Source organism: Mesorhizobium sp. 2RAF45 (assembly GCF_052115225.1).
Classification (GTDB): domain Bacteria; phylum Pseudomonadota; class Alphaproteobacteria; order Rhizobiales; family Rhizobiaceae; genus Mesorhizobium; species Mesorhizobium jarvisii.
In genome coordinates, this window is record NZ_JBFRGG010000010.1 from 104,488 (window position 1) to 130,268 (window position 25,781).

General features: G+C 64.8%; 27 protein-coding genes. 14 read left to right on the forward strand and 13 right to left on the reverse strand.

What is annotated here, in order from left to right:
* Positions 1-29: 29 nt before the first annotated feature.
* The 7 genes from AB4Z43_RS23420 to pcaQ form a co-directional block, all read right to left on the reverse strand.
* Complete coding sequence (locus AB4Z43_RS23420) at positions 30-815, reverse strand: coniferyl-alcohol dehydrogenase (RefSeq protein WP_441939091.1); 786 nt, start codon at positions 813-815, stop codon at positions 30-32.
* A 2-nt stretch (positions 816-817) separates the two neighbouring features.
* Complete coding sequence (locus tag AB4Z43_RS23425; RefSeq protein WP_019856754.1) at positions 818-1,876, reverse strand: branched-chain amino acid ABC transporter permease; 1,059 nt, start codon at positions 1,874-1,876, stop codon at positions 818-820.
* Positions 1,873-2,769, reverse strand: coding sequence for a branched-chain amino acid ABC transporter permease (locus AB4Z43_RS23430; RefSeq protein ID WP_441939052.1), 897 nt, complete (start codon positions 2,767-2,769; stop codon positions 1,873-1,875). The genes AB4Z43_RS23425 and AB4Z43_RS23430 overlap by 4 nt, the downstream gene beginning before the upstream one ends.
* The gene (locus AB4Z43_RS23435; RefSeq protein WP_441939053.1) at positions 2,766-3,494 is read right to left on the reverse strand and encodes an ABC transporter ATP-binding protein; all 729 of its coding nucleotides are present in this window, start codon (positions 3,492-3,494) and stop codon (positions 2,766-2,768) included. The genes AB4Z43_RS23430 and AB4Z43_RS23435 overlap by 4 nt, the downstream gene beginning before the upstream one ends.
* Entirely contained in the window at positions 3,491-4,234 is a 744-nt protein-coding gene (locus AB4Z43_RS23440; protein ID WP_027046577.1) for an ABC transporter ATP-binding protein, read from the reverse strand. Before AB4Z43_RS23440 ends, AB4Z43_RS23435 begins: the two co-directional genes overlap by 4 nt.
* A 21-nt stretch (positions 4,235-4,255) precedes the next feature.
* On the reverse strand, positions 4,256-5,572 hold the full coding sequence (locus AB4Z43_RS23445; protein ID WP_441939054.1) for an ABC transporter substrate-binding protein: 1,317 nt from the start codon (positions 5,570-5,572) through the stop codon (positions 4,256-4,258).
* A gap of 141 nt (positions 5,573-5,713) precedes the next feature.
* Positions 5,714-6,631, reverse strand: coding sequence for a pca operon transcription factor PcaQ (gene pcaQ, locus AB4Z43_RS23450; protein ID WP_441939055.1), 918 nt, complete (start codon positions 6,629-6,631; stop codon positions 5,714-5,716).
* A gap of 94 nt (positions 6,632-6,725) precedes the next feature.
* Between pcaQ and pcaD the strand changes: the two genes are divergently transcribed.
* Genes pcaD through pobA form a run of 6 tightly spaced genes read left to right on the forward strand, consistent with a single transcriptional unit; the run spans position 6,726 to position 11,530 of the window.
* A complete protein-coding gene (gene pcaD / locus AB4Z43_RS23455; protein ID WP_441939056.1) occupies positions 6,726-7,535 on the forward strand; it encodes a 3-oxoadipate enol-lactonase in 810 nt (269 codons plus the stop codon).
* The gene (gene pcaC / locus AB4Z43_RS23460) at positions 7,528-7,935 is read left to right on the forward strand and encodes a 4-carboxymuconolactone decarboxylase (RefSeq protein WP_019856760.1); all 408 of its coding nucleotides are present in this window, start codon (positions 7,528-7,530) and stop codon (positions 7,933-7,935) included. The genes pcaD and pcaC overlap by 8 nt, the downstream gene beginning before the upstream one ends.
* Positions 7,925-8,680, forward strand: a complete 756-nt coding sequence (gene pcaH, locus AB4Z43_RS23465) for a protocatechuate 3,4-dioxygenase subunit beta (protein ID WP_019856761.1) — start codon at positions 7,925-7,927, stop codon at positions 8,678-8,680. Before pcaC ends, pcaH begins: the two co-directional genes overlap by 11 nt.
* Complete coding sequence (gene pcaG / locus AB4Z43_RS23470; RefSeq protein WP_019856762.1) at positions 8,680-9,294, forward strand: protocatechuate 3,4-dioxygenase subunit alpha; 615 nt, start codon at positions 8,680-8,682, stop codon at positions 9,292-9,294. Before pcaH ends, pcaG begins: the two co-directional genes overlap by 1 nt.
* Positions 9,295-9,302: 8 nt before the next feature.
* Positions 9,303-10,355, forward strand: coding sequence for a 3-carboxy-cis,cis-muconate cycloisomerase (locus tag AB4Z43_RS23475; protein WP_441939057.1), 1,053 nt, complete (start codon positions 9,303-9,305; stop codon positions 10,353-10,355).
* Entirely contained in the window at positions 10,355-11,530 is a 1,176-nt protein-coding gene (pobA, locus tag AB4Z43_RS23480; RefSeq protein WP_064983301.1) for a 4-hydroxybenzoate 3-monooxygenase, read from the forward strand. The genes AB4Z43_RS23475 and pobA overlap by 1 nt, the downstream gene beginning before the upstream one ends.
* Before the next feature lie 5 nt (positions 11,531-11,535).
* Here the strand turns inward: pobA and AB4Z43_RS23485 are convergent, their stop codons facing one another.
* Genes AB4Z43_RS23485 through AB4Z43_RS23495 form a run of 3 tightly spaced genes read right to left on the reverse strand, consistent with a single transcriptional unit; the run spans position 11,536 to position 14,578 of the window.
* The gene (locus tag AB4Z43_RS23485; RefSeq protein WP_019856765.1) at positions 11,536-12,399 is read right to left on the reverse strand and encodes a carbohydrate ABC transporter permease; all 864 of its coding nucleotides are present in this window, start codon (positions 12,397-12,399) and stop codon (positions 11,536-11,538) included.
* Positions 12,396-13,286 carry a carbohydrate ABC transporter permease gene (locus AB4Z43_RS23490; protein ID WP_019856766.1) on the reverse strand — a complete coding sequence of 297 codons (891 nt, stop codon included), beginning with the start codon at positions 13,284-13,286 and terminating at the stop codon, positions 12,396-12,398. The genes AB4Z43_RS23485 and AB4Z43_RS23490 overlap by 4 nt, the downstream gene beginning before the upstream one ends.
* Positions 13,286-14,578 carry an ABC transporter substrate-binding protein gene (locus AB4Z43_RS23495; protein ID WP_202360489.1) on the reverse strand — a complete coding sequence of 431 codons (1,293 nt, stop codon included), beginning with the start codon at positions 14,576-14,578 and terminating at the stop codon, positions 13,286-13,288. The genes AB4Z43_RS23490 and AB4Z43_RS23495 overlap by 1 nt, the downstream gene beginning before the upstream one ends.
* A gap of 314 nt (positions 14,579-14,892) precedes the next feature.
* Here AB4Z43_RS23495 and AB4Z43_RS23500 point away from each other — a divergent pair, with 314 nt between their 5' ends.
* The 7 genes from AB4Z43_RS23500 to AB4Z43_RS23530 are packed head-to-tail and all read left to right on the forward strand — an operon-like array spanning position 14,893 to position 21,207.
* Complete coding sequence (locus AB4Z43_RS23500; RefSeq protein WP_441939058.1) at positions 14,893-16,164, forward strand: extracellular solute-binding protein; 1,272 nt, start codon at positions 14,893-14,895, stop codon at positions 16,162-16,164.
* Positions 16,165-16,216: 52 nt separating this feature from the next.
* Positions 16,217-17,149: a carbohydrate ABC transporter permease gene (locus AB4Z43_RS23505; RefSeq protein ID WP_441939059.1), complete on the forward strand. Its 933-nt coding sequence runs from the start codon at positions 16,217-16,219 to the stop codon at positions 17,147-17,149.
* Entirely contained in the window at positions 17,146-18,003 is an 858-nt protein-coding gene (locus AB4Z43_RS23510) for a carbohydrate ABC transporter permease (RefSeq protein WP_441939060.1), read from the forward strand. Before AB4Z43_RS23505 ends, AB4Z43_RS23510 begins: the two co-directional genes overlap by 4 nt.
* The gene (locus AB4Z43_RS23515) at positions 18,000-18,740 is read left to right on the forward strand and encodes a PIG-L deacetylase family protein (protein ID WP_441939061.1); all 741 of its coding nucleotides are present in this window, start codon (positions 18,000-18,002) and stop codon (positions 18,738-18,740) included. Before AB4Z43_RS23510 ends, AB4Z43_RS23515 begins: the two co-directional genes overlap by 4 nt.
* Entirely contained in the window at positions 18,737-19,612 is an 876-nt protein-coding gene (locus AB4Z43_RS23520) for an ROK family protein (protein ID WP_441939062.1), read from the forward strand. The genes AB4Z43_RS23515 and AB4Z43_RS23520 overlap by 4 nt, the downstream gene beginning before the upstream one ends.
* Complete coding sequence (locus tag AB4Z43_RS23525) at positions 19,609-20,379, forward strand: GntR family transcriptional regulator (RefSeq protein ID WP_032920989.1); 771 nt, start codon at positions 19,609-19,611, stop codon at positions 20,377-20,379. Before AB4Z43_RS23520 ends, AB4Z43_RS23525 begins: the two co-directional genes overlap by 4 nt.
* Positions 20,380-20,415: 36 nt before the next feature.
* Positions 20,416-21,207, forward strand: a complete 792-nt coding sequence (locus AB4Z43_RS23530) for a sugar isomerase domain-containing protein (RefSeq protein WP_441939063.1) — start codon at positions 20,416-20,418, stop codon at positions 21,205-21,207.
* Positions 21,208-21,313: 106 nt separating this feature from the next.
* On the opposite strand, the gene AB4Z43_RS23535 is transcribed toward AB4Z43_RS23530, so the two are convergent.
* Together AB4Z43_RS23535 and AB4Z43_RS23540 are read right to left on the reverse strand one after the other, a co-directional pair.
* Entirely contained in the window at positions 21,314-22,597 is a 1,284-nt protein-coding gene (locus AB4Z43_RS23535; RefSeq protein ID WP_441939064.1) for a D-tagatose-bisphosphate aldolase, class II, non-catalytic subunit, read from the reverse strand.
* Positions 22,594-23,547, reverse strand: coding sequence for a tagatose kinase (locus AB4Z43_RS23540; RefSeq protein WP_064983286.1), 954 nt, complete (start codon positions 23,545-23,547; stop codon positions 22,594-22,596). The genes AB4Z43_RS23535 and AB4Z43_RS23540 overlap by 4 nt, the downstream gene beginning before the upstream one ends.
* 261 nt (positions 23,548-23,808) lie before the next feature.
* On the opposite strand from AB4Z43_RS23540, the gene AB4Z43_RS23545 reads away from it, so the two are divergent.
* The gene (locus tag AB4Z43_RS23545; RefSeq protein ID WP_019856777.1) at positions 23,809-24,843 is read left to right on the forward strand and encodes a LacI family DNA-binding transcriptional regulator; all 1,035 of its coding nucleotides are present in this window, start codon (positions 23,809-23,811) and stop codon (positions 24,841-24,843) included.
* Here the strand turns inward: AB4Z43_RS23545 and AB4Z43_RS23550 are convergent.
* A complete protein-coding gene (locus tag AB4Z43_RS23550; protein ID WP_081296062.1) occupies positions 24,831-25,781 on the reverse strand; it encodes an alpha/beta hydrolase in 951 nt (316 codons plus the stop codon). The genes AB4Z43_RS23545 and AB4Z43_RS23550 overlap by 13 nt on opposite strands.

Consider the following 25,781-nt stretch of genomic DNA (forward strand, 5'->3'; position numbering starts at 1 on the left):
GTCTCCCTCGCTCCGGTGGAGCTTCGCGATTAAAAGCCGAGCACTTCGGCGTTGATCGATGCTTCGAGGCCGCCGTCGACCGGTACATTGGCGCCATTGACCCACCGCGCGCCGTCCGAACACAGGAACAGCACGACAGGCGCTATATCGCCCGATGCGCCCGCTCGTCCGACCCTGGCTATGTCGCTGTCGACCCGGGCATCGCCAAGCACGGTGCGGAATTGTTTCAGGATCGGCGTCTCGACCGGTCCCGGGCTCACCGCATTGACGCGGATGCCACGGTTCTTGAACAGATCCTGATGCGCCGCGCGGAAGGTCCACAGCAGGAGCAGTTCCTTCGAGACGGGATAACCTTCCTCGTTCTTGACCGCATGGTCGGCGACGATCTTGGCGACATCCGGGAAACCCTCGATGCCGACCATCGAGGCCGCACGGTTGAGATTGGCGCGCCAGCCATAGCCGGCGATCGAGGCGACGTTGACGATGGCGCCGCCTTCGCGAATTTTTGGCGCGACGGCTTCGGACAGTGCGCGCAGGCCAAAGAAGTTGACGGCCAGCGTCGACGCCGCGCCGGTGTTGCCGGAGAGGCCGGCGACATTGCAGAGCGCGTCGATGCGCTGCGGCAGTCGCGCGACCAGTTCGTCGACGCCTGTCTTCGATGATATGTCGGCCTTGACGAAACTGCCCACCGCTGCCGCCGGCTCGCGCACATCGACGCCGATGACATCGGCGCCAAGCTGGCCGGCAAGTTCGGCTGTGCGCGCGCCGATGCCGGAGGCGACGCCGGTGATGAGGATCGTCTTGCCGAAAAGCATGGTCATGCCTTCTCCCGAGATATCGTGGATTGTTGTGGCGTCGCGTCGCCGTCGACAGCGGTTGCCGGAAGCCTGACGCGGTAGCCAACCGGCAGCAGGCGCAGCCCAAAACGCTCCTCGATCGTTCCCCAAAGGCCGCGCGGCAGGAACAGCGAGAACAGCACGGCCGTGGCGCCGAGCCCGACGAGGTACCAGACGCCGGTGCCGCCGAACCAGGTCTCGATGAGGAAGAACACCAGCGCGCCGAGGATGGCGCCCTCGAACGTGCCGATGCCGCCGACCAGCACCATGAAGATCATGTAGGCGGTCCACTGGACGTTGAAGTAGGTTTTCGGCTGGAAGGTGATGGAGGTCGCCAGCCACAGCGCCCCGGCAACGCCGATGCCGAAGGCGGCAAGCACAAACAAAAGCCGCTTGGTGCCGGTGACGCGCACACCGACCGAGGCTGCGGCATCCTCATTGTCGCGGATGGCGCGGATTGCCGCACCCGTGCTGCCGCGCAGCAGGCCGAACAGGATGGCGAGCAGCGCGGTCATCGAGGCCAGCGCCAGCCAGTAGATCGCCACCCGCCTTGTACCGGCATCGTAGACGTTGAGCGAGATCAGCGACGTGCCGGTTTCGCCTTGCACCAGCCGGTCGAGATTGACCAGGAGATGCGTCAGCGCCGCGATCACCCACATGCCGATGGCGAACTCGCCGTTCCTCAGCCGCAGCATGAACAACGAGAGCGGCCAGGAGACAACGCCGACAACGATCGCTGAAACGAAAAGCGAGGCGAAAGGGTTGAGGCCGGCATCGGCCAGCCGGATGGCGAAATAGGCGCCGAGCCCGAAGAACACCTGCTGGCCGACCGAAACCAGGCCGCCGAAGCCGGCCAGAGCGTTCCACATCGCCGCTAGGATCACATAGATGAACAATGCCGTCATGCGGTCGACCGCGCCCGCCGAGAGGAACTGCGGCGCAATAGCGAGCAGCGCGATGATGACGGCGACCGCAATCGCCGCGATCCGCGACGTCGCCGTGCCGCGCTCGATGACCGGCGAGGACGAAACCGCACTCATGATGCGCTCCGGGAAGGCAGGCGCAGCAGGCCGCGCAGGCCGAGGCCGGATGTAGACAGCCGCACGAACAGCACGACGAGGAACACGGCATGGCCGCCGATCAGAAAGCCTTGCGGGTGCACTTGCGCGCCGAGTGTCTGCGCAAGCGCCAGCACGATGCCGCCGACCAGCGTTCCCCACAGCGAACCGGCACCGCCGATCACAGCGGCTTCGAAAGCGAACAGCAGTTGCGGCGCGCCGGCATAGGGATCGAAGGTGGCGCGCATGCCGAGAAAGGCGCCGGCAAGACCAACCGTGACCATGGCGATGGAAGCGGCGATGGCATTGGCGCGACGCGCATCGACGCCGACCAGGCCGGCCGTATCAGGGTCTTCCGAAGTGGCGCGGATCGAGCGGCCAAGCCTTGTGCGGGTGAGGAACAGCTGCAGCCCTCCCAGCAGGATCACGGCGGTGGCGAACATGATCACGGCCAGCTTGCCGACATAGATGCTGCCCGGCCACTCCCAGGAATCATAGGACAGGCTGCCGATATAGGGTGCCAGCGAACGCGTGTCGGCGCCGAACTGCTCGAACAGCATGTTGTCGATGACGATGGCGAGCCCAAACGTGGTCAGGATCGGCAGAAGCGCACCGCCACGCGCGCTGCGTTCGAGCAGGAAACGCTGCAGCGTCCAGCCGATCGCCGCCATCAGCGGCAGCACGATCAGCAGGCCGACAAACGGCGGGATATGGAACCGCGAGGCCAGCCACCACAGCGCAAAGGCCGCGAACACGGCAAGGCTGCCATGGGCGAGGTTGATGATGCGCATCACCGAGAACATGAAGGACAGGCCGCAGGCGATCAGCGCGTAGTAGCCGCCGAGCAGGATGCCCTGAATGATCTGGTTGCTCATGCCGGAACGCTCCCGGGACTTATCCGGTGCAGGCCGAAATAGGCTTTCGTCACCTGGTCGCGCGAAACCGCCTTGCTCGGCCCTTCCAGCGCCACACGCCCTTCGAGCATGCAGATCACCCTGTCGGAGACAGCGAGCGCGCGGTTGAGGTCCTGCTCGACCAGGATGATGGTCGTGCCGGAAGCGATCAGCCCCTGGAGGGCCGCGTAGACACGGCCGACGATCAGCGGCGACAGGCCAAGCGAAACCTCGTCGAGCAAAAGCACTTCCGGATTGCTCATCAGCGCCCGGCCGATCGCCGTCGCCTGCTGCTCGCCGCCTGAGAGATGGCCCGTCTTGGCATGGCGGCGGGGCTTCAGATTGGGGAACATGTCGAGCACTCTGTCGACGCTCCACTCGCCCGGCCGGCCGGCGGTTCTGCCGAGCAGAAGGTTCTCCTCGACCGTCATCTGCACGAAGAGCTTTCGCCCTTCCGGCACCAGCGCGATGCCCATGCCGACGCGCCGGTGCGACGGCACGTTGGTAAGATCGGCGCCGTCCAGCAGCACGCGGCCGGCCGCCGGCTGGTGCGCGCCGGCAATTGCCCTGAGCAGCGTTGTCTTGCCGGCGCCGTTGGCGCCGACCAGCGCCAGCGTCTCGCCGCGTTCGATGCTGAAGCTGACGCCGCGCACCGCCTGCAGCAGGCCGTGGCGGACAACGAGATCCTCAACCGACAGCAGGCTCATTTCGGGCCTCCGCCGAGATAGGCGCGCACGACCTCCGGATCGGCCATAACGGCTTGCGGCTCACCGTCGGCGATGATTTTTCCCGCATCCATGCAGATCAGCCGTTCGGCCACTTGCAGCAGGATGTGGACGATGTGCTCGATCCAGACGATGCCGATCTTGCGGCGGCGCAATTCCTTGATCGTGGCGACAAGCTCGCCGGCTTCGCCGTCGGTCAGGCCGCCGCCGATCTCGTCGAGCAGCAGCAACGTCGGCCTTGCCGCCAGCGCGCGCGCCAGTTCCAGCCGCTTGCGGTCGAGCAGTCCGAGCGTCTCGGCGCGACGGTTGGCAACACCCAGCATGCCGCACAGTTTCAGCGAACCGAGGGCTTCCTCATAGGCCTCGTCGCGGCCGAGGCCGGCGCCGTGCGAGGCCGCGACGAAGACATTCTCGAAGGTGGTCATGCCGCTGAATGGTTTGGGCACCTGGTGCGTGCGCACCAGGCCGAGCCGGCAACGCTGCGTCGCCGACAGCGGCGTCACGTCGCCGCCCTTGAAGCTGACCGTGCCCGCACTCGGTGGAAAGGCGCCGGAAAGCACGCTGAGCAGTGTCGTTTTGCCGGCGCCGTTCGGGCCGACAATACCCACCGCCTCGTCGGCCGCCATGGCGAAGTCGACCGCATCCAGCACCACAAGCGCGCCGAAGCGCTTATGGATGCCGGCAGCGGTCAGAACAGCCTGTTGTTGCGGATGGGTCACCAGGCGATCCTCGTCAGCGGTCCATCAGCCGTTGTAAGGCTGAAGCTTGGCTTCGACGGGCACCTTCGGATCGGTGGCGTTCTCGGTCACGACATAGTCGAGCGGGAATTTGCTGCCTTCCTTGGCAGCCACCCACTGCGTGCCGATGATCGGACCGGGCGAGACATTGGCGACAGGGCCGCTGGTGAAATCGACCTTGCCGATCATGGTCTCGGTCTTCAGCGTGCTCAGCGCCTTGGCCACCGCCGCCTTGTCCTTGGCGTCGGAGCTGGCCTTCAGCGCTTCGAAGCCGGCGTCGAGCAGCGACATCGAGGCGCCGAGCTGCTGCGTCCACTGCTTGCCGCTCGCCGCCTCATAGCCGTCGGCGAGCTCGGTGCCCGAAACGCCGGTAAGCGGCGACTTGTAGGGGAAAGCCTTGTGCCAGTAGGCGGCGCTCGAAATCTTCATGCCGAGGTCGCCGAGCGCCTCGATGTCAGACGGGAACAGGCCGGTCTTGGCGACCTGGGCGATCTTGATCTGCTTGATCAGCCCCTGCTGTGCCGCCTGGCGCCAGAAGGCGGCAAAGTCCGGCGGGATCGGGAAGGAATTGAAGATCTCGACGCCTTCCTGCTTGAACAGCGCGATCTGCGAGGAATAGTCGGTGGTGCCGGTCTCGTAGGCGCCGGGATCGACGATGGTGAAGCCTTGCTTGGCCAGCAGCGGCGCCAGATTGGCGCGGATGGCGTTGCCGTCGGCGTCGTTGGGATACATGACGCCGACCTTCTTGTTGGTCTCGATCAGGTTCCATTGCGAGATGTAGGTCTTGAAGAACTCGCCGACGCCGAAGCCGAAATGATAGGTCCATTTGAACGGCGAGGGCGCGCCGGGCTTGGCGCCGCGGCCGAAATACCAGGCCTCCCACGGCATGACGGTCGACAGGCAGGGCACCCCCGCGGCCTCGCAGGCGTCGGCGACCGGGTTGATCACCTCGGGCGTCGACACCGCCAGCATCAGGTCGATGGCCTGGTTGTTGATCAGGTCCTTGGCGAGCTGGCCCGCACGTGACGGGTCCGACTGCGTGTCCTGGTCCAGGATTTCGACGCTGTATTTCTTGCCGCCGATATCGAGGCCGCCGGCCAGCGCCTTGCGGGCGAGGTCGAGCACATAACCGTCGGTCTGGCCGAAGCCGGCCAGCGGCCCTGTGCGCGGGCTGACGAAGCCGACCTTGAGCGTGCCGGCCGCCTGGGCGAAGGCCTTGCCGCCACCGAGCGCGAGCGCCGCGCCGCCGGCGATCGAGGTGGCAATGAACTGGCGCCGCGACACGCCACGAATACCGGATCTGCTACCGTTAGCGTAGGTCATGCATTCCTCCCTTTGTGCTCCTCCATCGGCACAGTGCACCAGCGTTTTGGTTCGGTAAAATGATATTTTGCGGTGTTTCATTAACCCTGGGGTTAGGGGATTTCCGAAGAACGCGGGGATCGGTCCGAACGGTCCGACGCCTCACTTGCCCGGCCTTGCCGCCTCGCGAATGGTCTGCAGCAGCATGGTGAAGGCCGGCGATGGCGCCGTATCGGTGCGCATCGTCAGGCCGACCGGTCCCTTGGTTTCCTCGGTGTCGACCGGCAGGGCGACGAAGGCGCCGCTGGCGATCTCGTTGGCAACCACGCCGGCCGAAATGATCCACACCGCATTGCTCTGCCGCATGAAGGAGCGGCCAAACGAATCCGAGACGGTTTCGATCTCGGTCGCCGGCGCGGTCATGCCGTTGGTGATGAACAGGCGATCGACGAAGGGGCGGATGACGGATTCCCGGGTCGGCATCAGCACCGGGAATTCGTCGAGCCTGGCGAAGATATCCGCTCCCGGTTCCAGCAGTGGATGCCCGGCGCGCACCACGAACAGCACCTGTTCGGAATAAAGATGCTCGAAGAAGAAGCCGGTCATGTTTTCGGGCGCTGCCAGCCGTCCGACGACAAGATCGAGCGCGCCGGTACGCAATTGCTCGAGCAGCACCGCGTTCTCGCCAGTGACGATCTTGATCGCCGCGCCGGTGTTTTCTCCGAGGAACAGGCTCATGGCCTTGGGCATGACCTTTGCCGACACGGTCGGCAGAGCGCCGATGCGGATCGGATGGCGGTTGATTGCGCCGTCCTGGCGAACGGAATCGACGCCGCGCTTCAACGCGGTGATCGCAGAACCGGCATGGCTGAGGAAGATCTCACCAAGCCTTGTGACCCGGATACCGCGCCCGTCACGCTCGACAACGGCGACACCGAGCGCCTCTTCCAGTTCACGCAACGTCTTGGTCACCGCCGGCGCGCTGACATGCAGGAAATCGGCGGCGCGGGCCACGCTGCCCTGCCGCGCAACCTCCAGGAAGGCCTGCAGGTGACGGAAGCGGATGCGGCTCTCGGCCATGGATTTAATAACCCCTGAGTTAATGAAATGGCGCAAAATATCATTTTACCGAACCAAATGCCTTGTGCAATGTGGGAGGTGGAGGATCGAAATCGTGTCATTCGTCACCATCGGCGGCATCACGCTGCACCATCGCCACCTCAAGGCGACCGGCAATGCGCGCGCGATCATATTCATCAATTCGCTGGGCACCGACTTCCGCATCTGGGACGACATTGTCTCGGCGCTCGATGGGGAAATGTCCTTGCTGGTCTATGACAAGCGCGGCCACGGGCTGTCCGACATAGGCGAGATCAAGTCGATCGACGATCATGTCGACGATCTCTCGGGGCTCGTCGATCATTTCGGCTTGAAGAAGGTCGTGCTGTGCGGCCTTTCGGTCGGCGGCATGATCGCGCAAGGGCTCTACGCCAGGCGCCCGGGGATCGTCGAGGCCATGATCCTGTGCGACACGGCCCACAAGATCGGCACAAATGAGAGCTGGAACACCCGCATCGCGGTCGTCGAACGCAAGGGCATCCAGGCCATTGCCGATGGCGTGCTCAAAGTGTGGTTCACTCCCGCCTTCCACACCTCACGGGTGGCCGAACTGGATGGCTATTGGAACATGATGACCCGGCAAGCACTTGCCGGCTACGTGGGAACCTGCGTTGCTATCCGCAACGCCGATTTTACTGACGCGGCACGCCGCATCGAGGTGCCGACACTCTGTGTCGTCGGTGACCAGGACGGCTCGACGCCTCCCACTCTCGTCCGCTCGCTGGCCGCTCTGATCCCCGGTTCGCGTTTCGAGATCATCCGTGACGCCGGACATATTCCCTGCGTCGAACAGCCTGAAGCGCTCACCGCGCTGATCCGCGATTTTGTCGCATCGCTTGCCCCTGGAGCAGAAAACCATGGATGAAGTCCCCGGCAACGCAGCCCGATATCGCACTGGCCTCGTGGTGCGGCGCGCGGTGCTCGGCGATCGGCATGTCGATCGGGCTGAGGTCGCCGCCACCGATTTCGATCAACCGTTCCAGGAACTGATCACCGAGGCAGCCTGGGGGACTGTGTGGGCCCGGCCGGGCCTCAGCAAGCGCGAGCGCTCGATCGTCACGCTGGCGCTGCTGGCGGCACTCGGCCATGATGAGGAGGTCGCCCTGCATGTGCGCGCCACCGCCAACACCGGTGCGACGCGCGACGATATCTGCGAGGCGTTCCTGCATGTCGCCATTTATGCCGGCGTGCCGGCCGCCAACCGTGCCTTCAGAATAGCCAAGGACGTGTTTTCGGAAATGGACGGAGCCGACAATGCCCTCTGAGTCCGGCTCGAACCGGAGACCTGAGTCCGGCGCCTTCTTCCAGCGCGACCGGACATGGCATCCGCCGGCGCTGACGCCGGGCTATAAGAGTTCGGTGCTGCGCTCGCCGCAAAAGGCGCTTTTGTCCTTCGACAACACGCTGTCGGAAATAGCCGGACCAGTCTTCGGCCATGCCATGCTCGGTGAACTCGACAACGACCTGATCCATAATTTCGCCAGGCCGGGCGAGAGCGCCATCGGCGAGCGCATCATCGTCCATGGGCGTGTGCTCGACGAACGCGGTGTTGGCGTTCCCGGCGTGCTCATCGAATTCTGGCAGGCCAATGCCGGCGGCCGCTACCGCCACAAGAAGGACGGCTATCTGGCGCCGCTCGACCCGAATTTCGGTGGCTGCGGCCGCACCATCACAGGTGAGGATGGTGGCTATGCCTTCCGCACTGTCAAGCCCGGGCCTTACCCGTGGCCCAACGGTCCCAATGACTGGCGCCCGGCGCACATCCATTTCTCGGTTTTCGGCCACGGCTTCGCGCAGCGGCTGATCACGCAGATGTATTTCGAGGGCGATCCGCTGATCTGGAAATGCCCGATCGTGCGCGGCATCGCCGACAAGGCGGCCATCGAGGCGCTGACGGCCATCCTCGACAAGCAGGCGACGGTCCCGATGGACGCGCTCGCCTACAAGTTCGACATCGTGCTGCGCGGCCGCCGCTCGTCGCTGTTCGAAAATCGGCTGGAGGGCAATTGATGCGCCAATCGCTCGACCGCCTCAGGGAAAGCCCCTCGCAGACCGCGGGACCCTACGTCCATATCGGGCTGACGCCGAACTTCTGCGGCATCGGTGGCGTCTATGCGACCGATCTCGGCGCGACCATGGTCAACGACAAGACCAGGGGCGAGCGCATCGGTCTCAAAATTAGGGTACTCGACGGCACAGGCACGCCGCTCAAGGACGCACTGATCGAGATCTGGCAGGCGGATGCGGACGGGCTCCACAATTCGCCGGCCGAATTGCGCGGCGCGGCCGATCCGAACTTCTTCGGCTGGGGCCGCTGCCCGACCGACATGGACACAGGCGTCTGTGCATTCGAGACGATCAAGCCGGGCCGCGTGCCGTTCCGGGATGGAAGGCTGATGGCGCCGCACATCACGCTATGGATCGTCGCGCGCGGCATCAATCTCGGCCTGCACACGCGGCTCTATTTTTCCGACGAGGAAAAGGCCAATGGCGAGGATCCGATCCTGGCGCGCATCGAGCATCGCGTCCGCGTGCCGACTTTGATCGCCGAGCGCCAGGGCGGCACCTACGTCTTCGACATCCATCTCCAGGGGGAGAAGGAAACGGTCTTCTTCGACAGCTAGGAGATCTCATGACCGTATCGCCCTTCGACCATCCGTTGCTATCCGCACTCCTCGGCGACGAGGAAGCATCGCGGCATTTTTCCGTCGAGGCGGAAATCGAGGCGGCGCTAGCGTTCGAGTGCGCATTGGCCGAAGCGGAGGCTGAAAACGGGATCATCGCCAGGGATGCCGCGGCAGCGATCGTGACGGCACTGGCATCATTCCGGCCGGATACCGCTTTGCTGAGAGCAGGCGTCGCCAAGGACGGCGTCATGGTGCCGGAACTGGTGCGCCAGATCAGGGCTGCGGTCGGTGAACCGCATGGTGACAAGGTGCATTTCGGAGCGACCAGCCAGGACGTCATCGATACGAGCCTTATGCTTCGGCTGAAAGCGATCGTCGAGCATATCGGCCTGCTGCTGACCGAAACCGTTTTGCGCCTCACCTCGCTTGAGGAGCGCTTCGGCGGCAGGGCGCTGACCGGCATGACCCGCATGCAACCAGCGATCCCTATCCAAGTGACGGATCGCATCACGGCGTGGCGTGGGCCGTTGCAGCGGCATCAGGAAAGATTGTCGGACCAGGCGAGGCGCCTGCTGGTGGTGCAATTCGGCGGCGCTGCCGGCACGCTGGAAAGGCTCGGCGATAAGGGGCCGCCGGTGCGCGCCGCGCTTGCCGCAAAACTCGGCCTTGCCGATGCGCCCCAATGGCAGAGCCAGCGCGACACGCTCGCCGACTTCGCCGGCTGGCTGTCGCTGCTGACCGGCAGCCTCGGGAAGTTCGGCCAGGACATCGCGCTGATGGCGCAGGGCGGAACTGACATCGCGCTTTCCGGCGGCGGCGGCTCGTCGGCCATGCCGCACAAGCAGAACCCGGTGAAGGCCGAGGCGCTGGTGGCGCTCGCCCGCTTCAACGCCACGCAGCTTTCCGGCATGCATCAGGCACTGGTGCATGAACAGGAGCGCTCGGGTGCGGCCTGGACGCTGGAATGGCTGTTGCTGCCGCAGATGGTCGTCGCCACCGCCGCGTCGCTGCGCCTTGCCGCCGAACTGGCCGGACAGATCGAAAGCCTCGGTCACTGATGCGCACGCAGGTCGCCATTGTCGGCTCCGGACCCTCCGGCCTGCTGCTTGGGCAGCTTCTCGCCGGCATCGGCGTCGAGACCATCATTCTTGAACGCTCGAGCCGCGAACATGTGGTTGGCCGCGTGCGGGCAGGGGTGCTCGAACAAGGCACGGTCGAGTTGCTGGAAGAGGCCGGTGTTGCTGCAAGGCTGCATGCCGAAGGCCTGCCGCATTCCGGCATTTCGCTGGCTTTCGACGGGCGCCTGCACCGCATTGATCTCGCGGCGCTCACCGGCGGCAAGCATGTCACCGTCTATGGCCAGACCGAAGTGACGCATGATCTGATGGACAAGCGCGAGGCGGCTGGCCTCGTCACTGTCTATGAGGCCGCTAATGTCGCGCTGCATGATTTCGATGGCGCTGCGCCGTTCGTTACCTACGACGACAAGGATGGCGTCTCTCACCGGATTGATTGCGACTTCATCGCCGGCTGCGATGGCTATCACGGCGTCAGCCGCAAATCGGTGCCGGAGCGCGCGCTGAAGACCTTCGAGCGGCAATATCCGTTCGGCTGGCTCGGCGTGCTGGCCGAAGTGCCGCCAGCCGATCACGAACTGGTCTATGCCAATCACGAGCGGGGCTTTGCATTGTGCTCGATGCGTTCGACGCATCGCAGCCGCTACTATGTGCAGTGCCCGCAGGACGACCGCGTCGAGGCCTGGTCCGACGACCGCTTCTGGGACGAGCTGCGCCGCCGCTTGCCGGAACGGACGGCGGCAAGCGTCACCACCGGGCCATCCTTCGAAAAGTCGATCGCGCCGTTGCGCTCCTTCGTTGCCGAGCCGATGCGTTTCGGCCGGCTGTTCCTGGTCGGCGATGCCGCCCACATCGTGCCGCCGACTGGCGCCAAGGGCCTCAACCTCGCCGCCAGCGATGTACGCTATCTCTTCGCCGGTCTGCGCGAGTTCTACGTTGGAAAGTCCCAAGCTGGCATTGAGGCCTATTCGCAAAAGGCGCTGGCGCGGGTGTGGAAGGCGGTGCGCTTTTCCTGGTGGATGACGACCATGCTGCACCGCTTCCCTGACACAGGCGATTTCGGCCAGCGCATCCAGGAAGCCGAACTCGACTATCTCGTGCACTCGCAGGCCGCGTCGACCGCGCTCGCCGAAAACTATGTCGGGCTGCCGTACTGAAGCAGCTATCCCTTGATCGCCGAGCCGACGATGGAATCGACGAAGAAGCGCTGCAGCAGGACGAACAGGATGAGCGGCGGCAGCACGGCCAGCGTCGCGCCGGCCATCACCAGGCCGGTATTCACCGCGCCACGGTTGTAGCTCAAGAGCCGGCTCAGGCTGATCACGATCGGGTAGGCGTCGGCATTGCCCTGCAGCACGGTCAGCGGCCAGAGATAGCTGTTCCAATGGTAGACGAAGGCGAACAGGGCGAGTGCGGCGATCGCCGGCGCGACGCTGGGCGCCACGATCTTGAAGAGGATCAGCAACTCTGAAGCGCCGTCCATCCGCGCCGCATCGATAAGGTCGTCCGGCACGCCTGATATGAACTGGCGCATCAGGAAGATGCCGAAGGCATTGGCGAGGTTGGGCACGATGATGCCTGCCAGGCTGGCATTGAGCCCGATCGAGCCGACCAGCCGATAGAGCGGGATCAGCGTGACGATCGGCGGCAGGAACATGGTGGCGATCAGCAGCGAAAACAGCAGCGATTTGGCGGGGAAGTGGTATTTGGCGAAGGCATAGCCGGCCATCATGCTGGTGATCAGGATGCCAGCGGTGGTGATCGAGGCGATGACCAGGGAATTCCACATCGAGCGGCCGACATTGACCACGCCGGAAACCTTTTCATAGGCGTCGAGGCTGGGTGTGTGCGGTATCCACACCGGCGGCACCTGCATGCTCTCGGCCGGCGTCTTGAGGCTCGACAGCACCATCCACACCAGCGGGAAGGCCGAGGCCACGGCGACCAGCAGCATCAGCGTCGCCAGCAGCGCCTTGCGCCCGGACGGGCGCTTGCGCGGCAGCCGGCTCGATGATCCCGCGCTCATTCCTGATCCTTCCGGTTGGCGAGAGCAAACAGCGCGCAGACCACGACGATAAGTGAAAGCATCAGCATGACCGCCATCGCTGAACCCAGACCGCCTTGCGCGCGCTCGATGCCGACGCGGCGGATGTGGTAGGTGAGCACATTGGTCGAGCCGACCGGCCCGCCTTGCGTGATCAGCGCCACCGGCTCGAACACCTGCACGGCGTTGATGATGGCGATGACGGCGCTGAACAAAAGCGTGCGCCGCATCAACGGCAGCGTGATGAAGCGGAACTGCTCGAAGCGGTTGGCGCCGTCGAGCTTCGCTGCCTCGTAGAGGCTGCCCGGGATCTGCGTGAGGCCCGCGATCGCCAGCACGGTGAAGTAGCCGACCTGCTGCCAGACATTGAGCAAGACGATCGAGACCAGCGCTGAGCGCGGCGACGACAGAAAGGGCTGCGGGCCGATACCGATGAGGCCGAGCATCTGGTTGAGCGGTCCTTCGCTCGGCGAATAGAGCTTCGACCAGGCCAGCGCCACCGCGATCATCGGCACCATGTAGGTGGAGAAGAGCACAGTCCGCAGCGCCGTGCCGCCGGCGACATCATGCTGGTAGACCATCAGGCCGAACGCGACCGATAGCGGCAGGATGAGGATGACGGAGAGCGCGGTGTAGATGGCGGTGTTGGTGAGCGCGCCCTTGAAGTCACGCCCGACCGAGGAGGCCCCAAAGATCTCGCGGAAATTGTCGAGGCCGACGAAGCTGGCGCTGGAAAACGGCGTCTGCGTCGACCAGTCCTGGAAGGACAGCCAGACGGTGAGCATCATCGGCAACAGGATGAAGATGCCGATCAGCGTCACGGCGGGCGTAAGCATGATGCCCGCCGAGGCACGGTACCTCTGGATCATTATTTGGCGGCGCGCTCCAGGATCGAGGTGGCGTCGGCCTGCGCCGTCGCCTGCGCATCCTTGGCCGAGACCTGGCCATACTGCAACGCCTCGAGCGTCTGCTGCAGGGATTCCGAGAATTCCTGTCCGCCCGGCACGACCGGAAACGGCTTGGCATCGGCGAGCACGCTGACATAGCCGGAGAGGAATTCCGAGCCGAGCTTGTCCTTGTGTGCTTCGATATCGGACAGGCGCGAGGGCAGGATGCCCATCGACATCAGGATATCCGACATGGCCGAGGCGCCGTTTTTGCCGGACTTCGGATTGTTGAGCCAGGCCAGGAATTCCCACGCCGCCTTTTGCTCGGCAGCACCCGCATTGGCGTTGACCACGGTCATCCACGAATAGGAGATCGAATGCGGCTTGTCGCCGCTCGGGCCGACCGGGATCGGCGCGGTAGCGATGTCGGCGAACTTGTCGCCCATGCCGGTCTTCAGCGCGCTTTCCCACCAATTGGCCATGATGATCATGCCGGTCTTGCCGGAGACGAAATTGTCGAGGAACGGACCGGTGGTGTTGGCATCCGCCGTCGCCATCGCCGGCACGCTGGCGCCCGACTTGATCAAGTCCTCATAGAGCTGGAAGGTCTGCGCGGCTTGCTGGCTATCCAACACCGGCTTGCCGTCCTTGACCAGCTCGCCGCCGTTAGAAACGAGCAGCGAAGCGAAGGGATGGACGACGCCGGCCGCCCAGCTGTTGATCATGCCGAAACCCTGCTGGCCGGCCTCCTTGTTGGTCAGTTTCTTCGCCGCATCCTTGAACTCGTCCCAGGTTTTCGGTGGCGCCGCGATGCCGGCCTGCTTGAACAGCGCCTTGTTGTAGTTCAGCGCATAGACGTCGATCTCGTTGGGAATGCCGTAGAGCTTGCCGCCGACTGAGGCAGCGCTGGTGATACCCGCCGGCCAAGAGGCCTTGACCTCGCTGGCCACCGCATCGGGAGCGGGCGCGACCAGCTTGTCGCGGGCGAGTTCCGGCAGCCACAGATCATAGATGCCGCCGATCGTCGGGCCATCTGCGTTGCCGCCTTGCGAGCGCAACGTGGTCAGGAGATCGCCAAAAGGAACGGCACGCACCGTGACGCTGACGTCCGGATTGGCCTTGGCATAATCCTTGGCAGCCGCTTCCAGCAGCGCGACCGTCTCCGGCGACCAGTGCGTCAAATAGGAGATGTTGACCGATTGCGCCCATGCCGTGGCGGGCAGGATGGCCAGGCCCGCGGCCAGCGCCAGTTTCGAAGTCCAGGCAAACGACATTCCTCATCCTCCCTATCGATCACGATGACGTTATGACAACTTCAGGCGATGGCGCAAGAGCCTGTCGGCGAAAAAGCTGGTATCGAGCGGTTTCAGATTTCTTCGCTCTGCCGAATAAGAAGATTTTATCGTTATAAAACAGTATATTGATTGCTTGACGCCACTAGTTTTTCCGTGACGGGGCCATGCCCTAGGCGTGCCAGACCTCTTGCGAATGCTGCTATGTCGTTATAATGACTTGCCCGAGCCAATGACTCTCTCGCGGCGTCGAAGCGCTGCGGGGCGCCAAGGACAGAGAAAATGGGAGACTGGCAATGAGCATGCTTTCACTTCATCGACGTACCGCCCTTGGCCTTATCGGCGGCCTTGCCGCCGCCTGCGCCGGCGTCTTCACTGCCTTGCCGGCGAGGGCCGACAGCACGGTGACACTGTGGAGCTGGCGCACCGAGGACGAGGCCGCGATGCGCCGCATCTTCGATGCCTTCGAGGCGAAGAACCCTGGCATCAAGGTCGACATCCAGTTTACGCCGGACGCCGATTACCAGAACCGTCTGAGCACCGCCCTGCGCGGCGGCCGGGGCCCCGACATCGCCCAGCTCAAGGCCTATGGTGAATTGCAGCCCTTCGTCGACGCCGGCTATCTCGACGCGCTCGACGACAGCGTGCCCGAATTGAAGAACATGGCGGACGCCGCGCTGGGCGGCGCGCGCGGCCGCGCCGACGGCAAGCTCTATGGCGTGCCCTATTCGGTGCCGATGATGGGCGTCTTCTACAACCAGGATATTTTCGCCGCCCAGGGCATCGAGATCCCCAAGACCTACAAGGATTTCGTCGCCGCTTGCGAGAAGTTGAAGGCGGCCGGCATCACGCCGGTCGCCTTCGGCGGCGCCAACGGTTCGGCCTGGGAGCTGGAGATCGGCGTCGGCGTCATCGGCCCGACCGTCTACGGTCCGGGCTTCTACGACGAGATGATGACCGGCAAGGCAACCTTCGAGGATCCGCGCTATGTCGCGGCGCTCAAGCGCTTCGCCGAGCTGAAACCTTATTTCCCCGATGGCTTCGCCGGCATCGATTACACCACCGCCACCCAACAGTTCATTGGCGGCAAGGCGGCGATGTTCCTCGGCGGCTCGTTCGAGAACGGCAGCTTCAAGGCGCAGAACCCGAAGCTGAAATTCTCGATCTTCCCGTTCCCGGCCGACGATGCCGGAGCAAAGCTCTACACTTCCGCCTTCTCCGACGGCTCCTACGGTCTCGTCTCCGAAAGCGCCAACAAGGAGGCAGCGACCAAGGTGCTGGGCTTCATGGCTTCGGCCGAATTCGCGCAGATGTTCGCCGACGAGCTCGGCTGGCCGCCGGCCCGCACCGATGTCACCGTGAAGGACCCGGTGCTGGCTGAGATGATGGCGATATCGAAGAATTCGACGCCCTATCTGACGCTGGTCGGCTTCCGCTGGCAGTCGCCGACGGCGTCTTCGGTGCTGCAGTCGGAGATCATCGACATGGTCGAAGGCAACATCGCGCCGGAGAAACTGGCGGCCGACATGCAGGCCGCCGTCGCCACCTGGTTCAAGCCGAAGCAGTAGGGAGCCGGTCGGCCGCATCGCGGCCGGCCTCTCGTCCGGACACAAACAGCGCATGACCACCTTTCGCCGCACAAGCAGCCTGAAGCGCACGCAGCAGCGCATGGCCGTGCTGTTCATCCTGCCGGCGCTGGCGGTTTATGCCCTGTTCGTCCTCTATCCGCTGGCGATGTCGCTGTGGGGCAGCGTCTTCACCTGGAAGGGGCTGCGCATGGTCGAGTTCGCCGGCCTTTCGAATTTCTCGCGGCTGTTTGTTTTCCCGAGTGGCGCGCGGCTCTATGGCGCGCTCTGGCACAACACCGCCTGGTTCTTCGGCATCATGGTCTTCCAGAACGGCATCGGGCTTTTGTTTGCTTGGCTGCTGTTCCTGCGCGACAAAGGTGCCGCCTTCTTCCAGTCGGTCTTCTTCTTCCCGGCGGTGCTGAGCCCGGTCATTGTCGGTGCCCTGTGGCGGCTGCTTTTGGCGCCGGGAGGCGTCGTCGAGTGGGCCCTGAACGGGCTTGGCCTGCACCAGGGCAGCCTCACCGTGCTCGGCAACAGCCACACCGCGCTTGGCATGCTGATCGCCGTCGATGCCTGGAACTGGATGGGCCTGCCGGTGCTGATCTACACGGCCGGTCTGCGGCAGAATTCCGGCCAGATCTTCGAGGCGGCGAAACTCGACGGCGCCGGCAATGCGCGTATGCTGTTCTCGATCGCGCTGCCGCTGCTGATGCCGGCGCTGGGCACGCTGACGATCTTGTCCTTCATCAATACCTTCAACCAATTCGACATCGTCTATGTCATGCAGGGCGTGCAGGGCAATCCGAGCTATTCGACCGACACGCTGGTGACCTATTTCTACCGGCTGGCCTTCGGCGCGGAGGGGGCTGTCGGCATCACCGATATCGGCCTCGCTTTGGCACTTGGCACCATGCTGTTCCTGATCCTCAGCGTCGGCACGCTGATGATGCTGCGGTTCTTCGACCGCCACACGGTGCAGCTATGAGCGCGCTGGCGATTTCAGACAGGGCGGCGATCTCTCGGCAGCTGGCGCGGCTGCCCGCCTGGACGGTGTTGGCCGTGTGGACGGCGGCTGTGCTGTTGCCGCTCTACATCCTCGTCGTCTCCTGCTTCAAGACCACAGCCGAGATCTACGCCAACCGGCTTGGCCTGCCGCAAAGCTGGGCTCTCGACAATTTCGTCAACGCCTGGACGCGCGCCGATCTCGGCCACAATTTCATCAACAGCCTGATCGTCACCGGCGGCGCGGTGGTGCTCACCATCGTCGTCTCGGCCATGGCCGCCTATCCGCTCAGCCGCTATCGGCTTGGCTGGAATGCTGTCATGCTCGGCCTGTTCCTGTCCGGCATCATGCTGCCGATCCGGCTGGCCTCGGTCGAACTGTTCACGCTGATGCGCAATCTCGGCCTCCTGGATTCGCTGACCGGATTGATCCTCGTCTATTCGGCGATCCGCATTCCCTTCGCCGTCTTCATTTTCGCCAATTTCATGCGCGTACTGCCCTCCGAGCTCGACGAGGCGGCGCGCATGGATGGCGCCGGCGAAGTCCGCATCCTGTTCCAGATCATCCTGCCGATGGTGAGGCCGGCGGTGTCAATCGTCGCCATCTTCACTGCGATCGCGGTGTGGAACGATTTCTTCTTCCCGCTGATCTTCATCTTCGACGATCGCTACAAGACGGTGCCGCTGGCGATCAGCGTCTTCGTCGGCCAGTTCCGCACCGACTGGGGCCTGGTGTTCGCGTCGCTGGCGATCTCCATGGCGCCTATCCTGATCATGTATTGTTTGCTGGCGCGCCAGATTCGCGAGGGCGTCGGCGCCGGGGGAGGCATGAAATGATCGAGGACAGGATCTACGCCGCGCACTCCATCCTGGTGGTCGGCGCGCATGCCTTCGATGCCGAGGTGATCGCCGGGCCGCTGGCTGCGGCCGCCGTGAAGCGTGGTGTCGCGGTAACCTTTCTGCACCTGACCATGGGCGAACAGGGCCATCCCTGTTTGATCCCCGAGCATTATTGCGTGCAGAAGCAAGAAGAAGCGGGCAGGGCGGCCGCGCGCCTTGGGGTCACGCTGCGCAGTCTTGGGCTGCGCGATGCCTTCCTGCCTTCCAACGACGAGACGGCGCTGAAGGTGTGCGAGGTCATTCGCGAGCTGAAACCTGAGATCGTCATCACCCATTGGCACGGCAGCTGGCACAAGGACCATCGTGCCGCAGCGCATCTCACGCAGACCGGCATCTTCTTCGCCGCCCTGCCGACCATTGCCAGCGACCATGCGGCGCACACGCCGCAATTGCTGCTGTTCGGTGAGAACTGGGAGGACGATGACGGTTTTCGCCCGGAGCATCTTGTCGATGTCAGTGACGGCTTCGAGGCCTGGACCGGGGCGGTCAAGGAATATGAGCTGGCGCGAGGCTTGAGCAGCTTTCCCTATGTCGACTATTACAGCGCGCTCTACCGCCTGCGCGGCTGCCTGCGCGGCACGCGCCATGCCCAGGCTTTCGCGGCGGCATCGCATTCCTGGAATGCCGGCAGCGGCCTGTTCTCGCCACCGTTCGGCAAAGGGTCGGGCCGATGACGCGGGTTCTGGCCATCGATCTCGGCGGCACCAATCTGCGCGCCGCCATCTCGACCGGCGACATCAGCGCGTTGAAGGTGCTGAGCCGTGAGCTGGCGCCGGCAAGCCTCGATGCCCTTGTCGCCCGCATCAACGCACTGTGCGCGGAAGCCGGCTCGGTCGAGGCGCTTGGCATTGCGGTGCCGGGGCTGGTCGAGGGCTCGGCCTGCCGCTGGATTCCGAACCTGCCATTCCTCGACGGCGTCGACCTCCAGGCGCTGTTTCCGGGCCTGCGCATCGCGCTTGGCAATGACGCGCAGATCGCGCTGCTGGCCGAAGCCGTCGAAGGCAGCGCGAAAGGCATGTCGGACGCGATCCTGCTGGCGATCGGCACCGGCATCGGCTCGGCGGTGCTGGCCAATGGCCGTATCGCTGCCGGCGCGCATGGCGGCGCCTGTTCGTTCGGCTGGGCGTGCGCCGACATCAGGGACCATGGCGCGGAGCGCAGCGGCTGGCTGGAGCGTGCCGCTTCCGGCAGGGCGCTCGATGCGCTTGCCGGCCAGATCGGGCTCGCCGACAGCCGCCAGCTGATCGCCGCTGCCCGCGCCGGCGAGCTCGCCGCGCAGACCTTGCTTGAAGTGCCGGCACGCCAGATCGGCACGGCGCTTGCCGGCGCGGTGGCGCTGCTCGACCCGCAGGCGGTGCTGATTTCAGGCGGGCTGGCCGAGGCGCTGGACGTGATGCGCCCGCCGCTGCTCGCGGCACTGCGCCGTCAGTTGCCCTCGCATTTGCGCGGCATCGAGATCCAGCCCGGCCATTTCGGCCCGGATGCGGGACTTGTCGGCGCGGCGCTGGCCGGCCGTGTGGGGGAAGGGTGGAGGCAGGTGCGATGAGCGAAGCGAGCTTTCAGCAGCCGGACCGCAGAAGGCCGGAGCCGCTCTGGTATCAGGTCGAGGAGGCGATCCGCGCCATCGTCAAGAGCGGCGAATGGGCAACGGGCGACCAGATCCCGGCCGAAGACAGACTGTGCGCCTTGTTCGGCGTGAGCCGCATCACTTTGCGCCATGCCTTGCGCAATCTCGAGGAGGCCGGGCTGCTGCGCCGCGAACATGGCCGCGGCACCTTCGTGCGCTCGACCACGCTGGTCGCCGGCACCCGCGAGCTGACCAGCTTCACCCAAGAGATGGGCAATATGGGCGTGGTCGCCGGCTCGCGCCTTCTCGATTGCAGCCTCACCACCGCCAATGCCGCCGCCGCCGGCGCGCTGGAGATCGAGGAGGGTGATCCGGTGGTGCGCATCCGGCGGCTGAGACTGGGCAACAATGAGCCGATCGGTATCCAGACGGCGCAGCTGTCGGCCGTGCGCGTGCCGGGCTTCCTCGACGCCGGCCTGCTGCAGGGCTCGCTCTACGAGGCGCTGGAGCGCCATTACGGCATCGTACCGGTGGCCGCGCGCGAGAATTACCGCGTCGGTGCCGTCGGCGCGGCGGATGCCGAACTGCTCGATCTCCCGGCCGGCAGCCCCGCTTTCGTCGTCGAGCGCATCACCACCGACGAGCGCGGCCCGTTCGAATTCACCGTCTCGATCATGCGGGGCGACCGCTATGAAATCCGTTCGACGCTGCGCGCCGGCCGCGTCCCGTCAACCCCCAGAAGCTGATCCTTTCCAAGCCTAGATATCAACAGGAGTACCCAAGTGTCCGATCTCTACATCCACCGTCTCACCGCCCTTATCGATCAGGCGGCAGAAGCCAATGAAGAGGCCTTCGGCCAGGCCGCCAGCCGCTTTGCCGACTCGCTTGAAGGCGGCGGGCTGGTCCATCTCTACGGTTCGGGCCATTCGGTGCTGCCGGTTCAGGAAGTGTTCCCGCGCTACGGCAGCTATGTCGGCTTCAACCCGCTGACCGACCCGCGTGTCATGTGGCACAACGTGCTCGGCGCCGGCGGCGTGCGCGAGCTCTTGTGGCTGGAGCGGACGGAGAAATACGCCGAGAAATTCCTCGACCACCAGCCGCTCAACAAGGGCGACTCGATCATCATCTTCGGCCATAGCGGCCGCAACTCCTCCGGCATCGACACCGCGCTCTATGCCAAGAAGCGCGGCATTTTCGTCGTCGCGGTGACCAGCAAGAACAATTTGGACAAGCCGGCGACGCACTCCTCCGGCAAGCGGTTGGCGGATGCGGCGGACCTCGTCATCGACACGTGCTCGCCGATCGAGGACGCCATCGTGCCGGTCGAAGGCTGGAGCCGTCCGGTTTCCGGCTCGTCGACGGTGCTCGCCATGATCCTGGCGCACGAACTGATCGCGCGCACCGCCGAGCAGCTCGCCAAGCGCGGCATCGAACTGCCGGTCTTCGCCTCGCCGACGATTGCGGGCGTGACGCTGCACGACACCGACGTCATCTACGGCGTCTACCGCGAACGCATGCTGGAAGCGCAGAAGAAGCACCTGCCGACCTTCCAGGCGACAATGCGCGGGGAGTGATATTCCGAGATTGGGGAGGCGATGCCTCCCCGACGCGCACCGCGATCTGGAATAGGGGCGCAGGGCTGGGCGGCGCTGGCCTTGTATCGAAGCCGTAACCGGCGGATCAGCCGGTTGCGCTGGCGTAGATGTCGAGAACTTCTGTCACGCTGGCGATCAGCAACTCCCCGGCCTTTGGCGCCGCGGACCCGTTCGCCACCGCGCCGTCGAGATGGCCGAGATACTGGCTGATGAGGGGCAGGGGGATGTCGCGGTCGCCGAGCGCGTGCATCAGCGCTTCCGTCGCGTGCTGTGCCGCCGGCGCCGGCCAATAGTAGCGGATGCGGTCGCTGTAGGAGAAGTGGCGTTCGATCCGCTGCTCTGGCTCGGAGCCGTGGTAGTAATTCTTCCAATTGCCCGGCGCTGCCAGCATCACGCGCTCCATCGCCGCCGGCAGGCTTTCGCGCGCCGGGTCGGGAGCCAGAATGTCGGCGATATGGCTCAGGCCATAAAATGCTTCGCGCAGCGCGAAGGTCAGCCATGGCCCGACCTTGAGAATGGCGAAGCCGTCATCGACCAGCGCGGTCAGAGCCGAGACCGGCTGGTAATCGGTCGAATGCGCCTCGAAGACGAATTGCGGCAGATCCCGCAACGTGCCGGCCAATGCTCGGGCGCGTTCCGGTTTATAGGTGATCACCTCGGCATTGCCGAATTCGACGCCCGGCTGCACGACGACGCCGAGCGCGCGCGAAAAGGCCTGGTCGAGGCCTCGCCGGCTGAAGGCATCGCGATGGAGACGCACCGTCTCTCGTGCCGCTTCGGGCGTCGTCACCGCCAGATGGTCCATCGCTTCCAGAGCGCCGCCCTGCACCGGCACTTCGGTGCCGATGACATAGACAGGCTTTGTGCCGCCCGTTCGTTCGGTGGCGGCCTCCGCCACCTCGGCCAGTTCGGCGGCGCGCGCGGCGATCGTCGCATCGGACGGTGCGGCACCTTCGCCGGCGCAGCCCATGCTGGCATCGAGATGGATCTTGGTGAAACCGGCCTCGGCATAGGCGTCGACCATGCGCGAAGCCTTGGCCATGGCCTCGCGCGCTGGCAGATGCTTCCACGGATTGGGGCCGAGATGATCGCCGCCGAGCACTAGCCTGTCGAGGGAAAATCCGATCTTGCCAGCGATCGTCTCGACGAAGCGTCGGAAATCCGCTGGTGTCATGCCGGTATAACCGCCTTCGTGGTTCACCTGGTTGCAGGTGGCCTCGATCAGCACGTCGGCGTCGCGCGCCTTGCCATGGCGCAGCGCCGCCTCGATGACCAGCGGATGGGCCGAGCAGATCGAGGCGATGCCGCTGCGTTCGCCGGCCGCACGGCGCGTCGCGATTATCGCCAGCCTGTCCGTCGCCTGGCTCATGCCGGCGTTCCGGTTCGGGCGGTCGCGAGGAAGGCCTCGACGGCGGCAAGCGAGGCGATGCCCTCCATCGGGCCCTTCCTGGTCACCGCCAGCGCGCCGCAGCCATTGGCGATGCGCAGTGCTTTTTCAGGTACTTCTCCACGCAGCCAGAATGAGACGAAGGCCGCCGCAAAGCAGTCGCCGGCGCCGGTCGGATCGATTTCGTCGACGACGAAGCCAGGTGACGCGGTGCGTCCGGTCTTGTCGTAGTGAACGGCACCTTGGGCGCCTTTCTTGATGACCACGGCGGAGATGCCGCGGTCCAGCATTTCGCGCACCGCGCTCTCCTCGTCGGTCGCCCCGGCGAAGATGAACAGTTCCGGTCCGCTCGGCAGGAAAACGTCGGTCTTCGACAGCACGAAGTGCAGTGCATCGCGCAGGCCCGGCAGATCAAGCATCTCCTTGCGGATGTTGGGGTCGAAGGACACCGTGCCGCCGCGCGCCTTGACAGTCTCGATCCCGATACGCGCCACCTCGATCACCTCTGGCGAGAACAGCGAGGTGCCCATGACGTGAAAATGGTCGGCCCCGGCGAGCAGCGCGCGTGCCTCGACACCGATCTCGATCAGGCCGGCCGCACTTTGCTTGATGTTGTAGACGAAGTGCCGGCTGCCATCGGTTTCATAGGTCACGAAAGCTGTGCCCGTGGCGGCGCCCCGGTGAACCTTGATGGCCGAGATGTCGGCCCCGTCGGCGCGCAGGCGCTCGATGTTCAAATGGCCGAAATCATCGTCGCCGACGGCCGCGATCAGGCCAGCCGGCTGGCCGAGCCGTGCCGCCTGGTCGATGAAGATCGCCGGCGCGCCCGATGGAAACGGGCCGATCAGCGGGCCGGGGGCAAGGAAACTCTGGCCGATCCGCTCGGCCATGATCTCGACCAGGATCTCGCCGGCACAAACCAGTTTCTTCATGTCCTCACCATTGCCGGATGGTTGGCGGCCGGTTGCCGAGCGCCTTTCGTCATGTCCGTGCGGGTTCAAAACCTAAGTCGCAGCTTTTGGAGCGTCAATAAATAATTTGACGCGCGCAACTCTTTTGCGTTGTACTGGAAACGCAAAAATTTGACTGAACAAATTCGGTCAAGCAATGCTGCCTCGCGGCAACGGCCGCAAGACTGATTCTGGCCCGACCGGGAAGGTTGACGGGCGCGAGCAAAGGGGCTGGACATATCGATGGCGGAGAAGACCCACCGCACGATGGATGATTTCGCCAGGGCGTCAGGCGTGTCGCGACCGACCCTGTCGAAGTATTTCGATGATCCGGCCAGTGTTAAGCCGGCGACGCGGGCGCGCATCGAAGCGGCGCTGCGATCCTCGGACTATCAGCCGAACGTTTTCGCGCGTAATCTCAACCGCAAGCGCACCCGCAATGTCGGCATTGTCGTGCCGGCGCTCACCGATCCGTTCTATGCCGAAATGGTCAGCCGCATCGAACTGCGCTGCCGCGACGAAGGTTTCTGGCCGATCGTCATCTCCTCGCACGGCTCGCCGAAACTGGAGGCGGAATCCGTCAGGACGCTGATGTCGCTGAAGGTCGCGGGCGCCATCGTCGCTCCGCTGGGGTTGGTCTCCGAACCCGGCGTCTTCGAGCGGATGAGCGAGGACATTCCGATTGTCTATTTCGACACCTATATCGAAGGCGACACGCCTTTCGTCGGCAACGACAACCACCAGAGCACGTCGACCATCGTCGACTATCTCTGCCGGTCCGGCGAACCGCCGGCCTATGTCGACATTCCGCACGTCAATCACAATTCCGGCGAACGCCTGCAGAGCTATATCGACACGATGCGGGCCGCCGGCATGGAACCCGTCGTGCTCAAGGCGGCAGGCGACTACAGCTGGGATTTCGAGCGCATCGGCCATGAATGGATGGACAGGACACTCGAGAACGGCGGCCTGCCGGCGCGCACGCTGCTGTGCGCCAATGACCGCCTCGCTTTCGGCGTCATGGCGGCGGCCTTTTCGCGCGGACTGAAGATCGGCCGCCGGGCCGATTGCGATTTCCGTGTCGCCGCCCATGACGATCATCCGCTGAGCCGCTACACCTGTCCGGCGCTGACCACCATGGCGCAGGATTTCGCTGCCATGGCCGGCCGCAGCGTCGAGATCCTGCTGGCCTTGCTGGATGAGGCCGATCCACCCGGCCAGGGTCTGGCGCGCAACGTGAAGCTCGGTGCGACGCTCGTGATGCGTCAGTCGGCCTGAACACGCGTCTGCAATTGCAGCCAGGCCGCCGCCTCGCTCGCCGCTTGCCGCGCGGCCAGTATATGACGGCCCATCGAGACGAAGCCGTGGATCTGACCCAGCCAGGGCCGCAGCACCAGAGGCACGCCTTCGATCCGCAGGCGCTCGGCATAGGCCGTGCCTTCGTCGGCAAGAATGTCATGGCCGGCGATCACGACGAATGCAGGTGCCGCGCCGGCAAGGCTCGATGCCAGCAGCGGCGAGACGCGCCAGTCCGTGATGTCGTCCGGCGTTCGCACATAGTGGTCGCGGAACCAGGCCATGGTGGCGGCGGTGAGCCCGAAGCCGTCGCCGAAGCGCCGGTAGCTGTCCGCCGTCTGGCGGGCATCGGTGTTGGGATAGATCAGGACCTGCGCGGCAAGCCGGGGTATCAGCCCGTCACGGGCGAGCAATGCCAGAACGGCGGCAAGGTTGCCGCCTGCGCTGTCGCCGGCAACGCTGATGCGAGCGGGGTCGATGCCCAGTTCGCCGGTATTCTGCGCCATGAAGCGGAGCGCTGCCGCGCAGTCCTCGAGCCCGGCGGGAAATTTATGCTCCGGCGCCAGCCGGTAATCGGGGCAGACCACGACGGCGTTGCCCAGATTGGCGAGCCATCGGCAGATCTCGTCATGCGACGAGAGATTGCCTATGACCCAGCCGCCGCCATGCAGATAGAGCACGGCGCGCGCCCCGGTGCGCGGCGCGCCGATGCCGCGATGGATGCGGATCGTGACCGGGCCGTTCGGCCCATCGATCACTTGTTGCAAGGTCGCCGCCACCGGCTCGTGGTCGCCCTGCTGTGTCGGGAACGAAGCGTTGTAGGCAGCTCGAGCCGCCGCCACGCTGCCGTTTTCGAAAGGCTCGCCGCCGGCCGCACGGCCGATTTCAAGGGCGCGCAAAGCATCAGGGTCGAGCGTCAT

Bases quoted from the DNA above. Each gene is read 5' to 3' on its own strand.
- AB4Z43_RS23550 (WP_081296062.1), bottom strand. From the start codon at position 25,781: ATGACGCTCGACCCTGATGCTTTGCGCGCCCTTGAAATCGGCCGTGCG.
- AB4Z43_RS23540 (WP_064983286.1), bottom strand. From the start codon at position 23,547: ATGAAGAAACTGGTTTGTGCCGGCGAGATCCTGGTCGAGATCATGGCC.
- AB4Z43_RS23485 (WP_019856765.1), bottom strand. From the start codon at position 12,399: ATGAGCGCGGGATCATCGAGCCGGCTGCCGCGCAAGCGCCCGTCCGGG.
- AB4Z43_RS23500 (WP_441939058.1), top strand. From the start codon at position 14,893: ATGAGCATGCTTTCACTTCATCGACGTACCGCCCTTGGCCTTATCGGC.
- AB4Z43_RS23505 (WP_441939059.1), top strand. From the start codon at position 16,217: ATGACCACCTTTCGCCGCACAAGCAGCCTGAAGCGCACGCAGCAGCGC.
- pcaQ (WP_441939055.1), bottom strand. From the start codon at position 6,631: ATGGCCGAGAGCCGCATCCGCTTCCGTCACCTGCAGGCCTTCCTGGAG.
- AB4Z43_RS23525 (WP_032920989.1), top strand. From the start codon at position 19,609: ATGAGCGAAGCGAGCTTTCAGCAGCCGGACCGCAGAAGGCCGGAGCCG.
- AB4Z43_RS23535 (WP_441939064.1), bottom strand. From the start codon at position 22,597: ATGAGCCAGGCGACGGACAGGCTGGCGATAATCGCGACGCGCCGTGCG.
- pcaC (WP_019856760.1), top strand. From the start codon at position 7,528: ATGGATGAAGTCCCCGGCAACGCAGCCCGATATCGCACTGGCCTCGTG.
- AB4Z43_RS23515 (WP_441939061.1), top strand. From the start codon at position 18,000: ATGATCGAGGACAGGATCTACGCCGCGCACTCCATCCTGGTGGTCGGC.
- AB4Z43_RS23520 (WP_441939062.1), top strand. From the start codon at position 18,737: ATGACGCGGGTTCTGGCCATCGATCTCGGCGGCACCAATCTGCGCGCC.
- AB4Z43_RS23435 (WP_441939053.1), bottom strand. From the start codon at position 3,494: ATGAGCCTGCTGTCGGTTGAGGATCTCGTTGTCCGCCACGGCCTGCTG.
- AB4Z43_RS23445 (WP_441939054.1), bottom strand. From the start codon at position 5,572: ATGACCTACGCTAACGGTAGCAGATCCGGTATTCGTGGCGTGTCGCGG.
- AB4Z43_RS23490 (WP_019856766.1), bottom strand. From the start codon at position 13,286: ATGATCCAGAGGTACCGTGCCTCGGCGGGCATCATGCTTACGCCCGCC.
- pcaG (WP_019856762.1), top strand. From the start codon at position 8,680: ATGCGCCAATCGCTCGACCGCCTCAGGGAAAGCCCCTCGCAGACCGCG.
- AB4Z43_RS23420 (WP_441939091.1), bottom strand. From the start codon at position 815: ATGCTTTTCGGCAAGACGATCCTCATCACCGGCGTCGCCTCCGGCATC.
- AB4Z43_RS23430 (WP_441939052.1), bottom strand. From the start codon at position 2,769: ATGAGCAACCAGATCATTCAGGGCATCCTGCTCGGCGGCTACTACGCG.
- AB4Z43_RS23545 (WP_019856777.1), top strand. From the start codon at position 23,809: ATGGCGGAGAAGACCCACCGCACGATGGATGATTTCGCCAGGGCGTCA.
- pobA (WP_064983301.1), top strand. From the start codon at position 10,355: ATGCGCACGCAGGTCGCCATTGTCGGCTCCGGACCCTCCGGCCTGCTG.
- pcaH (WP_019856761.1), top strand. From the start codon at position 7,925: ATGCCCTCTGAGTCCGGCTCGAACCGGAGACCTGAGTCCGGCGCCTTC.
- AB4Z43_RS23475 (WP_441939057.1), top strand. From the start codon at position 9,303: ATGACCGTATCGCCCTTCGACCATCCGTTGCTATCCGCACTCCTCGGC.
- AB4Z43_RS23495 (WP_202360489.1), bottom strand. From the start codon at position 14,578: ATGTCGTTTGCCTGGACTTCGAAACTGGCGCTGGCCGCGGGCCTGGCC.
- AB4Z43_RS23510 (WP_441939060.1), top strand. From the start codon at position 17,146: ATGAGCGCGCTGGCGATTTCAGACAGGGCGGCGATCTCTCGGCAGCTG.
- AB4Z43_RS23425 (WP_019856754.1), bottom strand. From the start codon at position 1,876: ATGAGTGCGGTTTCGTCCTCGCCGGTCATCGAGCGCGGCACGGCGACG.